At 49.4% G+C, this 11682-nt stretch carries 11 protein-coding genes and 1 tRNA gene; 2 read left to right on the forward strand and 10 right to left on the reverse strand.

Annotated features, from left to right (window positions below; all coding sequences use genetic code 11):
• Positions 1–54: 54 nt before the first annotated feature.
• From A0G03_RS09595 to ilvL, 4 genes are all read right to left on the reverse strand, one after another.
• On the reverse strand, positions 55–981 hold the full coding sequence (locus A0G03_RS09595; RefSeq protein WP_048262971.1) for a branched-chain amino acid transaminase: 927 nt from the start codon (positions 979–981) through the stop codon (positions 55–57).
• Positions 982–1004: 23 nt separating this feature from the next.
• A complete protein-coding gene (gene ilvM / locus A0G03_RS09600) occupies positions 1005–1265 on the reverse strand; it encodes an acetolactate synthase 2 small subunit (RefSeq protein WP_011095699.1) in 261 nt (86 codons plus the stop codon).
• Between the two features lie 57 nt (positions 1266–1322).
• Positions 1323–2969, reverse strand: coding sequence for an acetolactate synthase 2 catalytic subunit (gene ilvG / locus A0G03_RS09605; protein WP_048262973.1), 1647 nt, complete (start codon positions 2967–2969; stop codon positions 1323–1325).
• Positions 2970–3109: 140 nt separating this feature from the next.
• Positions 3110–3208: an ilv operon leader peptide gene (gene ilvL, locus A0G03_RS09610; RefSeq protein ID WP_072062072.1), complete on the reverse strand. Its 99-nt coding sequence runs from the start codon at positions 3206–3208 to the stop codon at positions 3110–3112.
• Between the two features lie 394 nt (positions 3209–3602).
• Here ilvL and A0G03_RS09615 point away from each other — a divergent pair, with 394 nt between their 5' ends.
• Positions 3603–5129, forward strand: coding sequence for a YifB family Mg chelatase-like AAA ATPase (locus A0G03_RS09615; protein ID WP_048262975.1), 1527 nt, complete (start codon positions 3603–3605; stop codon positions 5127–5129).
• 57 nt (positions 5130–5186) lie between these two features.
• On the opposite strand, the gene A0G03_RS09620 is transcribed toward A0G03_RS09615, so the two are convergent.
• Positions 5187–5525 carry a MaoP family protein gene (locus A0G03_RS09620; RefSeq protein ID WP_048262976.1) on the reverse strand — a complete coding sequence of 113 codons (339 nt, stop codon included), beginning with the start codon at positions 5523–5525 and terminating at the stop codon, positions 5187–5189.
• 120 nt (positions 5526–5645) lie between these two features.
• Here A0G03_RS09620 and hdfR point away from each other — a divergent pair, with 120 nt between their 5' ends.
• A complete protein-coding gene (gene hdfR, locus A0G03_RS09625; RefSeq protein WP_048262978.1) occupies positions 5646–6473 on the forward strand; it encodes an HTH-type transcriptional regulator HdfR in 828 nt (275 codons plus the stop codon).
• A gap of 21 nt (positions 6474–6494) precedes the next feature.
• Here hdfR and yjfF read toward each other — a convergent pair whose 3' ends face one another.
• The 5 genes from yjfF to A0G03_RS09650 form a co-directional block, all read right to left on the reverse strand.
• Positions 6495–7457 (reverse strand): galactofuranose ABC transporter, permease protein YjfF, encoded by a 963-nt coding sequence (gene yjfF / locus A0G03_RS09630; RefSeq protein ID WP_010294682.1) that lies wholly within the window; start codon positions 7455–7457, stop codon positions 6495–6497.
• Positions 7457–8467 (reverse strand): galactofuranose ABC transporter, ATP-binding protein YtfT, encoded by a 1011-nt coding sequence (gene ytfT / locus A0G03_RS09635; RefSeq protein ID WP_048262980.1) that lies wholly within the window; start codon positions 8465–8467, stop codon positions 7457–7459. The genes yjfF and ytfT overlap by 1 nt, the downstream gene beginning before the upstream one ends.
• Positions 8454–9974: a galactofuranose ABC transporter, ATP-binding protein YtfR gene (gene ytfR / locus A0G03_RS09640; protein ID WP_048262982.1), complete on the reverse strand. Its 1521-nt coding sequence runs from the start codon at positions 9972–9974 to the stop codon at positions 8454–8456. Before ytfR ends, ytfT begins: the two co-directional genes overlap by 14 nt.
• Positions 9975–10164: 190 nt before the next feature.
• Positions 10165–11121: a galactofuranose ABC transporter, galactofuranose-binding protein YtfQ gene (ytfQ, locus tag A0G03_RS09645; protein WP_048262983.1), complete on the reverse strand. Its 957-nt coding sequence runs from the start codon at positions 11119–11121 to the stop codon at positions 10165–10167.
• A 437-nt stretch (positions 11122–11558) separates the two neighbouring features.
• Positions 11559–11634 (reverse strand) — tRNA-Trp (locus A0G03_RS09650).
• Positions 11635–11682 lie beyond the last annotated feature (48 nt).

Here is an 11682-nt window from a genome sequence, read left to right on the forward strand (position 1 = left end):
TACGAATTTGGCGATGACGGAACGCGTCACCACCTGACTGTCTGTCTTAACTAATTAATGATTTACCGGATCCAACCAGCCCCATTTATCTTCGGTTTCACCTGTAAAGAGGCCAAAGAACGCCTGCTGCAAGGCTTGGGTGACCGGACCGCGTTTGCCAATGCCGACCTGAATGCCGTCTACGCTACGCACTGGGGTAATTTCTGCTGCGGTACCGGACATAAACACTTCATCCGCCAGATACAGTGACTCGCGGGACAGTACCTGCTCACGCACTTCATATCCTGCGTCTTTCGCCAGTTTGATGATAGCGTCACGCGTAATGCCTGGTAGCGCCGAAGAGGTAAACGGCGGCGTGAAGATAATGCCGTCCTTCACTTCAAACAGGTTCTCGCCCGCACCTTCAGAAACATAGCCGTGGACATCCAACGCGATCCCTTCCTGATAGCCGTGGCGGCGTGCTTCGCTACCCACCAGCAGAGAGGACAGATAGTTGCCACCGGCTTTAGCGGCGGTTGGAATGGTATTCGCTGCGACACGATTCCAGGACGACACCATCGCATCAATGCCTGCTTCTAGCGCTTCTTCGCCCAGATACGCGCCCCACGGGAAAGCCGCGATAATAACGTCGGTTTGATAACCGTCTGGCGGGTTAACACCCATACCCACATCACCAATGAACACCAGCGGGCGAATATAGGCGCTGGTCAGGTTATTTTTGCGCAGCGTTTCACGACAGGCTTCCATCAGCTCATCCACACTTTGTGCGACTGGCATACGATAAATTTTTGCCGAATCACGCAGGCGCTGCATGTGCTCACGGTGACGGAAAACCACCGGACCCTTATGTGAATTGTAGCAACGAACGCCTTCAAAGACGGAGGTGCCATAGTGCAGGGCATGTGACATGACGTGTACTTTGGCTTCAGCCCAAGGAACCATCTCGCCATTGAACCAAATATAATCCGCTTTTTTTGTCATTCTTTTTTCCTTACTCTTCTGCGTTAGGCGCTGATCTGTTGTGATGTCGTCATCGGTTGAACGTCAACGCAGGCGATATCCAACAGCTTGCTCAATTGGGTTGACAATAAATCCACCGAACGATGGCTGGCAACGGTCAGTTCAATATTAATGTGATCGGTATTAGTGGTTTGCACCATATTCATAGCACACACTTTGAAGCCGCGATGACGGGTAACACGCAATACGCGCTCCAGAACTTCGGGACGAAAGCGCGCCTGAATCGAAAGTTGATGGTGTGTCATTCTGTTGTCTCCAGCACTTATTCTGTGTAAGTCAGCCATTAGTTGGTTTCGTCGAGCTTATTTGATTTTATCAAGCATCGTTTCATTACCCGCACCCGGCGGAACCAGCGGCCAAACGTTTTCGTATTCATCGATCGAGACGTGCAGTAAATAGGGTCCTTCGCTGTTAAACAGGGCATCCAGCGCGACATCAATTTGGTCTTTACGGGTGATGCGCTGGCCGGGGATATCAAACGCGCTTGCCAGCGTCAGGAAGTCAGGGTTATCGGAGAGGTCGGTTTCACTGTAGCGCTCATCAAAGAATAGCTGCTGCCACTGGCGCACCATGCCTAACCGTTGGTTATCCAACAACACGATCTTCAGCGGCAGTCGTTTTCGCTTGATGGTGCCCAATTCCTGAACGTTCATCATGAAAGAACCGTCACCCGAAATGCAGATAACCATGTCGTCTGGGCGTGCTACCTGTGCGCCTACCGCAGCCGGTACGCCAAAACCCATGGTACCGAGACCGCTAGAGGTGATGAAATTCTCAGGGCGGCTGAACGTCATATGCTGCGCAGCCCACATTTGGTGCTGGCCCACATCGGTCGTGACCACGGTATCCGCATCCATTCTTTCAGAGATCGTTTTTAACAGCGCAGGCGCATAAATCGCCTGACCAGGATGATCATAACGCCACGGATATTCCGCCTTCATCATGGTGGCCTGCTGACGCCACGCGTTGATGTTCAACGGCTGTTGCAGCGCAGGTAATACCGCCTTCAGATCGCCTTGCAGTGCGACAGTAGCATGGCGCAATTTACTCAGCTCTGCCGGGTCGATGTCCATGTGAATGACACTGGCATGAGGCGCGAAAGCATTTAGTTTGCCGGTCACGCGGTCATCAAAACGGGCCCCGACCGCGATTAACAAATCGCACTCCTGCACAATCAGGTTCGCCGCCTTCGTGCCGTGCATACCAATCATTCCGAGGTAATAGGGATGATTGGCATCCACGGCACCCAGCCCTTTCAGCGTCGACACCGAAGGGATATCTGTCACACTCAGAAATTCACGCAGCGCCGGAACCGCATTCGCCATACCGACCCCACCGCCAACGTACAGCACTGGTTTTTGTGCTTTCGCCAACAGGGCGTACGCCTGCGTAATATCTTGCTCAGGGAAATCTACATCGTTAGCCACGGGCGCAAAGTTCGGGATGAAATCGCCGACAGCCAGTTGAATATCTTTAGGAATATCGACCAGAACAGGGCCAGGGCGACCGCTATTGGCAATCGCAAACGCTTCTGCCATCACTTCTGGCAGTGATTCGAGAGACTCAACCAGAAAACTGTGTTTCGTACAGGCCAGTGACAACCCCAACACATCGATCTCCTGAAAAGCATCGGTGCCAATCAGCGCTGACCCCACCTGTCCGGTGATCGCCACCACAGGCACGGAATCAAGCAGTGCATCAGCCAAACCGGTAATCAGGTTAGTGGCGCCAGGGCCGGATGTCGCAATACAAACGCCCACTTTACCCGTCGCGCGGGCATAGCCAATCGCCGCCATTGCTGCGCCTTGCTCATGGCGACACAGCAGGTGTTTTACGCCGCCGTCATAAAGTGCATCATAGACTGGCATTATCGCGCCGCCTGGATAACCAAAAACGGTTTCCACTCCCTGTGCTCGCAACGCTTGCACCACCCACTGTGCTCCATTCATAGTTATTTCCCCGACATCTTATGGGAATAACAGAATTTTATGCTGATGTTCATTTTCTGTTCCTTTCCGTTATAGATTACGCCCAACAAAAAACCCCCGACCTTTCGGTGCGGGGGTTTTCTTGAATCAGGCCTTGATTTCTAAGCCATTCTTCGTCCAAGTGCAGCCCCGCACGGTGGGATAATAATCACCACCACGCTAATCACGACTAGGCTAATCACTAGGAATAGGGCTTTCATAATAAGTTGTTCATTAATCTTCTGTCGAACGAATGCCTACAGAGTTATCACAGTCAGACATACCATGACAACAATTTTTTTCATTGCCACCCGTAAGGATGGCCTATGATACGGAAAAAAATACAACGTAATCATAAGGTAGAAGCATGCCAAATTATTTTCGCCTATTGGCGTAAAAATGGGCGCTGCGTAGGAAAAAACGAGCATTACCGATCGCCAGGCTATCTTGAAATCACGACTCCCCGTGAATAATTGCGACCCATTACGCACAAATTTCATCCATTGTTGAAACAGAGCATTATGTTCTGGCGTCGCCGCGCAGACTAGCGACAACGCCCTCTACTTATTTTTCCTTGCCAGACATGATGCAAATCATCAGCAAAGGGGAAATAGCATGTCATTGGCAGTTACCTACACTCGGGCAATGATTGGTGTCCAAGCGCCGGATGTTTACATCGAAGTTCACATCAGCAGCGGATTACCTGCATTAACACTGGTGGGGTTACCAGAAACCACCGTCAAAGAAGCGCGCGATCGCGTGCGCAGCGCACTCATCAACTGTGGGTTTACGTTTCCAGCAAAACGCATCACAGTCAACCTCGCCCCAGCAGACTTGCCCAAAGAAGGGGGACGCTACGACCTACCTATTGCTCTGGCGATTCTGGCTGCATCAGAACAAATCGATGGTGAAAAGCTAAACCGCTACGAGTTTCTCGGCGAGCTCGGCCTGTCAGGTACGTTACGTGGCGTAAATGGCGCAATTCCAGCCGCACTAGAAGCCATAAAAGCAGGCCGTCAGCTTATCCTGCCAGATGACAACAAACGGGAGATGACGCTGATACCGCAGGGTGAAGCGCTAATGGCCGGACATTTGTTGGAAGTGTGTGCTTTTCTCAGTGGAGAAGAAGAGCTACTCAGTTGCTCCGATATGACGCCCGTTCCGCAATTTGAGGAAGATACTCTCGACCTGAAGGATATTATCGGTCAGGAACAAGCTAAACGTGCGCTAGAGATCGCGGCAGCAGGCGGCCACAACCTGCTATTGCTAGGACCGCCGGGAACAGGGAAAACCATGCTGGCAAGTCGGCTAGGCAATCTGATGCCGCCATTGAGCGATGAAGAAGCGTTAGAAAGCGCCGCGATCAACAGCCTAATCAACATTGATGCCACCATGACGCGCTGGCGAGCAAGGCCCTTCAGATCGCCTCACCATAGCTCTTCCATGGCTGCACTCGTGGGCGGAGGGTCACTACCCAAGCCCGGAGAAATTTCGCTCGCACACAACGGTGTCCTGTTTCTGGATGAATTACCGGAGTTTGAGCGACGCGTTTTGGACTCACTACGAGAGCCTCTGGAATCCGGTGAAATTATCATTTCCCGTACCCGCGCCAAAGTGTGCTATCCGGCACGCGTCCAGCTTGTCGCCGCAATGAACCCCAGTCCATCAGGACATTATCAGGGCATTCATAACCGGCTGCCTGCACAACAAATACTGCGTTATCTCAGCAAACTTTCCGGTCCCTTTTTGGATCGCTTTGACCTTTCTATCGAAGTCCCTTTACTACCACCAGGGGTTTTATCTCAACAACATTATCAAGGCGAAAGCAGCGCGACGATTCGCGAGCGTGTGTTGATCGCAAGGCAGATACAGTTGAAGCGGGCAAAGAAAATCAATGCGCTGCTAACTTCACGCGAAATAGAAAAACACTGCAAACTGGAGATGGCTGATGCGGCCTATCTGGAAGACGTAATGAATAAACTTGGCTTATCCGTACGCGCTTGGCACAGAATATTGAAAGTCGCACGCACGATCGCTGACCTCGGCGATCGGGACAACATTGAGAGAAGGCATCTTGCTGAAGCGTTGAGTTACCGCTGTATGGATCGATTGCTTATCCAGCTCCACAAAAGCCTTGAATAGCGGAAATACGATATTTTTTTGCCACAAAAGGAAATGGGGCTTTCGCCCCATTCTTAATTAATCATCGCTTTCAGTGTATTCTTCTACTGCATCCATCTGCGGCTTACCACCAGACAACGTATGGAAGCGTTTAGGACGACGGACACGTTCCAGATATTTGGACCAGATTTTTTCTAGTTCCGTTTCCGCTTTACGTTCGCCGCGACACATCGCAACAAACGATGTCTCTTCCCCAGTTACTGGTTCACGTTTACCCAAGTCCAGCTCGTTAAACGCGTAACCGTGGCGCTCCAACAGTTGTGCTTCTTTAATAGTAAAGTCGCCATGTCGGGAAAAACCACGCGGGTAGAACTTGTTATCAAAAAAACGATGAGTGGTAGAGAAGCTTTCTGCCATCTTACACGCTCCTAATTCTTCTATGGTCGTGTTGTTTATGGCGCGGAGTATTAGATAGGCTTGACATTGTGTAAAACAAAACATTTAAATCATTACGACAAAATTTTTTTGGAGATAGACGTGGATACCGAATTACTAAAAACCTTTCTGGAAGTCAGCAGGACAAGACACTTTGGCCGTGCCGCCGAATCCCTGTATCTGACGCAGTCAGCGGTGAGTTTTCGGATTCGTCAGTTAGAGACGCAGCTTGGTGCCAACCTGTTCACACGCCATCGGAACAATATACGTCTGACACCCGCCGGAGAACGGCTTCTACCCTATGCGGAAAGCCTTATCGGTACCTGGCAGATCGCCAAAAAAGAGGTCGCGCGCTCGCAGCAACACAGCCTGCTTTCGGTGGGGGCAACCGCTTCACTCTGGGAGGCGTACCTCACTCCCTGGCTGCAATCCCTTTACCAACAGCGCCCATTGCTCCAGTTAGAAGCACGCATTGCCCTACGCCACTCTCTGGTACAACAGCTCCATGAACGCCAATTGGACCTGTTGATTACGACCGAACAACCTAAAATGGAAGAACTAGCAAGCCAGCTGCTGGGAAATTTCTCTCTTTCGCTATTTGCAGCAGAAGCACACCCACCCGGACAAGAACTGCCCTATATAAAATTGGAATGGGGTGCAGATTTTCATCAGCAAGAAACTCGTCTGTTGGCCAGCGATCAACTTCCCGTTTTGACAACAACATCGGCCCATTTGACCCGCCAGTTGCTTGAAACAACCGGTGGTTGTGCATTTTTACCCAGTCATTGGTTACAAACGTACTCCAGTCTGCGGATAGTTGGCGACAGCCAGCCCGTTGTGCGCCCGTTTTATGCCGTTTGGTTACAAAACAGCGATCAGCAGACGATGATTCGCCAGTTACTGAAAACGCCTATTGTGATTAACCCATGACCTATTTTGCTCATAACTCACTTAAGCACGTCTGGCTAACCAGAAGGTGCTTAACGCTTTCTGTAACCCAATGAAAGCAAACAGCAGGAAACCGATGACGATTTTTGTCCACCATGAGCTCAAAGTGCCGTCAAATGTGATGTACGTTTGAATCAGACCCTGAATCAGTACGCCAAACAGCGTTCCCAATACCGTCCCGACACCACCGGTCAGTAGCGTACCGCCGATCACGACAGCCGCGATGGCGTCTAACTCCACACCGCTTGCTGCCAGAGCATAACCCGCCGAGGTATAGAGCGAAAAAACAATGCCTGACAGCACCGCTAACGTACTGGAGAGCATGTATATATGAATTGTCGTCCGCCTGACGGGCACTCCCATCAGTTCCGCAGAATAGCTGCTACCGCCAATCGCATAAACACGGTTACCGAAACGGGTGCGATGTGCCATCACAATCCCCAGCAGCACCACAATCAACATAACTAACGCCAGAAAGGTAAATCGTCCCCCATCAGGCATACGCCATGCTAAACCCGCCAGTTGGCTATAGACCGGATGATCGATGGGAATCGACTCCTGTGAAACGATAAAGCTCATCCCTCGGACAAAGAACATACCGGCCAGCGTGATAATAAATGCAGGCAATTTCAGCGTATCGATAATCCATCCCATCAACCCGCCAAACATAGCTCCCATCACCAGTGCAATTGCGAACGCAAAGAAAGGATCAATGCCATACGTCCCGATCAATTTAGCCAATAACACACCGGTAAATGCAATAACTGATCCTACGGAGAGATCGATACCGCCAGACAGAATAACAAACGTCATCCCAACCGCCACGATCCCAAGAAAGGCGTTATCTGTCAGTAAATCAAAGAAAACTCGCGTCGAAGCAAAACCAGGAAACTGGCTGAGGCAAAACAGATAACCAGCAATAAATACCAGAATCGTCATCAACAGGGGGAAGTGGCGTTTCAACATTATGTATTCCTCCTGAACAGGAGATGTAGCGAAATGCGCGGAGACTGCATAACCAAAACCAGCAGCACGACGAGTGCCTTCAGAACCAGGTTAAATTCAGGCCGATAGCCAGATAGCAGGATTCCAGTATTCATACTTTGAATAATCAAGGCACCGACGACAGAGAGCAGTAAATTAAAACGTCCTCCGAGTAGGGAACCGCCACCGATTACAACGGCCAGAATCGCATCTAATTCCAGCCAGAGGCCCGCGTTGTTCGCATCCGCACCGCGGATATCCGCCGTTACGATCACCCCAGCCACAGCGGCACACACGCCGCATATGACATAAGCCGAGACCAATACTAGCTTTGTACTCACACCAGCATTACGAGCTGAGCGTAAATTAATCCCAACTGATTCGATAAATAGCCCAAGCGCCGTTTTACGAGTTAGAGCCCACAGAGCCAGCAGCATCACGCAGGCTATAATCACTGGCATCGGCAGATAGAACAGCGTTCCGCTGCCTAGCGTCGCCAACCCAGCGTTATCAAACGTGATAATTTGGCCTTCGGTAATCAGTTGAGCGATTCCACGGCCAGCAACCATCAGCATTAACGTCGCAACAATCGGCTGAATCTGTAACACCGCAACCAGAAAGCCATTCCATAGCCCACACAGTGCGCCAACCAATAACGAGGCCAACAATACGGAAGGAAGTGGATGGCCAGCAGCAGTCAGTGTTGCAGCCGTCGCGCCTGCAATCGCCATGACCGCGCCAACCGATAAATCAATGCCACCCGTTGCAATAACCAGCGTCATACCTAATGCCAACAGCGCAACAGGCGCACCGCGGTTAAGGATGTCGATAAGGCTTCCGAATAAGCGCCCATCCTGAATATGGAGGGAGAAAAAATTGGGTGCGACCATGCTATCAATCAGCAAAATGGCAACGAGAGCCAGAAGCTGTGGCACCCCTTTGGTGAACGTTAGACGCACTTTTCTGGCAGGTTTGATTTTATTGTCTGTCATCAGTCGCTCCCGTTTGTACTGCGATGGCTTGCATCACTGCGGCAACCGAGATCTCGTTATGTTCGAGATGCGCAACATGCTGCCTGTCACGCAGCACAATGATGCGGTCGGCATAACCGGTCAGTTCCTCCAGTTCAGAAGAGATCACCAATAGCGCCATCCCTTGCTCACACAGTTTTTCAATCAGGCGAATGATTTCAGCGTGCGCGCCGACATCGATCCCCCTCGTTGGCTCATCCAGAATCAAGAAACGCGGCTCTGTTGCCAGCCAGCGCGATAGCAATACTTTTTGCTGATTCCCTCCCGATAGATACTGAATTTCCTGCTCGGCACTGGGCGTGCGAATCCCCAATAGGCTGATAAACTTTTCAGCTATACGAGTTTGCTCGCGTAAAGAAATAGGTTTCAGCCAGCCGCGCTGCGCTTGAAGTGCCAGAATAATGTTCTCTCGTACCGTTGCTGCACCGACGATACCGTCAGTTTTGCGATCTTCTGGACAATAGCCAAACCCCAGCTTTCCTGCTGCGCGCGGCGTGCGAATGTTGGTTCGCTTGCCATCAACCCACGCTTCACCAGCGTCAGGCACGTTGATGCCAAATATCAGCTGCGCGGTTTCTGTCCTGCCCGATCCCAGCAGACCAGCCAGACCAACAATTTCTCCCGGACGCACGGAAAGCTCGAAATCGTTAATCGAACCACGTCGGCCATAATGTTTAAATTGCACAATGGGTTCACCCGAGACGTCACTGTGTTCACCGCGTTTCAGTAACGTTTCATCAAAACTGTGCCCCAGCATCATTTGGACTAATTCAATACGCGGTAGCTCTTCAGCAGGCAATGTCCCGACTAACCGTCCATTGCGTAAAACAGTAATTCTGTCGCTAATGCGGTAAACCTGATCCAGAAAATGCGTGACAAATATCATGCCGATTCCGCGATCGCGTAGCGTCCGCAATATATCGAGTAGCATATCGACTTCTTTTGCATCAAGGCTGGCGGTAGGTTCATCAAGAATCAAGACTTTAGCGGAAAGATCGACAGCTCTGGCAATCGCTACAATTTGCTGGACTGCGATGGAATAATTTCCAAGCGGATGGCTAACATCAATAGCCAGCCCATAGTTCAATAACAGGGCTTCGGCCTGAAGCAGGATTTTGTGTTGATCAACAATGCCCCATCGTGTGGGCTCACGGCCAATAAATAAATTTGCCGCAACAGACAGATTCGGTAATAGATTAACTTCTTGATATACCGTACCGATGCCCAATGACTGAGCATGGGCCGTATTAACAGGATTAATCGCTATACCATCGAGGATAATATCACCCGATGAGCGATGGTAAACACCAGTCAGCGCCTTAATTAGGGTTGATTTACCTGCACCGTTTTCCCCCAATAGAGCCACTATCTCGCCGCGATTAAGCGTAAAGTCCACCTGATCTAACGCTTTCACTCCTGGAAACTCAACGCTCATGCTCCGTATATCTAACAACCGTGTCGTTTCCATCAGCATCACCTATGCGACAACCTAACAAGGCTACGCCACACCTGAGCAATATTATGGTAAGTAGGCTGACAATATTCACTGTTCCTTTATTTAAAGGAGCAGAAAACAGGGTAAACCCACTTTTCCATATTCATATTTCTGCTAGGTATTTAGCAAAATTTATATAAATGATAAGTCCATAATATAAATATCAATAACCAAGATCTTTTTTGGTTTCATATTCTTGTTTTGCCGTATCGGGCAGCAATAAACGAGACTCTGTCTGAATGAATTTTTCTGGCTGCTTTCCGTCTTTCTTCATCGCTAATAAAGCATCAAAAGCAGGCCCAGCCATATTGGGTGTTAGCTCAACGGTGGCGTTAGCTTCACCATTCATCATAGCCTTGAAAATATCAGGAACACCATCAATAGAGACAACTTTTATTTGTGAGCCAGGTTTTAGACCTGCCTCTTTAATTGCCTGAATAGCACCTATAGCCATGTCATCATTATGAGCATAAACCGCACAGATATTTTTTCCATTCTGCTCAGCTTTAATAAAGCTTTCCATGACCTCTTTACCCTTACTGCGAGTAAAATCTCCTGACTGTGATCGAATAATTTTTATCTGCGGATCTGAAGCTATACCGTCAGCAAACCCTTTCTTGCGGTTTATCGCAACGCTAGCCCCAACCGTTCCCTGCAATTCGACAACATTACACGGTTTACCTGCGGCCTCTTTCACAAGCCATTCCCCTGCCACTTTTCCTTCATAAACACTGTCAGAGGCAATAGCCGCGGTGTACAGCGATGGATCGCTAACCTCGATCGTTCTATCAAGTAGGAAAACTGGGATTTTTGCTTCTTTAGCTTCCTGTAACACTGGTGCCCAGCCTGTAGCAACGACCGGTGCGATAAATATGGCATCTACACTCTGAGCGATGAATGACCGCACAGCCTTAATCTGATTCTCTTGTTTCTGCTGAGCATCAGCAATTTTTAGCGTTATTCCACGCTTCTCTGCTTCTTGCTTCGACACTTTAGTCTCCGCAGAACGCCATCCTGATTCTGAACCAATCTGAGAAAACCCAACCGTCAAGGGTTTTGCCTGTACGGCACCACATAATGCCGTGCTTACAGCAACAGCTACCAGTAAACGTCTGTACATACTTAAACTCCTTCTGTGTAGTCTTACAGCTACTTAGTCAGATTTCAGGTACAGCATAGCGCTACGAATTTATGCTATAGCGCTACCGATGTAATGTTGGCAGGTATAACTAACAAGTGAATGCACCTGAAGGAACGCTGTGAAAAACAATTTACCCTCACTCAGGTGTAGATAGTTTTAGTTCAAATATCGGACAAGGTAGATGAGCAAGTTCACAACCTGGTATTACGGTGATTTTGTGCATATTTACAGCTAAATAAGCACGATCATTCAGCAGCACATCAAAGAATTTTATCTATTTAATAACAATACGTTAGATTTTATGGCCATTCAGAGCGGAGAAATAATGAAGAAATCGAGGAGAGGAATACAAGGCAGGATTTAGCATAGAGTACAAATCAAAAAAAACCCTTCACGATAACGTGAAGGGTTTTATTTGGCAGGGGCGGAGAGACTCGAACTCGCGACACCCGGTTTTGGAGACCGGTGCTCTACCAACTGAGCTACGCCCCTAAATTATGCTTAACATTATGCCTGCTAAAGTTAGCAGGCATAATTTTT

The organism is Pectobacterium peruviense (assembly GCF_002847345.1).
Taxonomy (GTDB): Bacteria; Pseudomonadota; Gammaproteobacteria; order Enterobacterales; family Enterobacteriaceae; genus Pectobacterium; species Pectobacterium peruviense.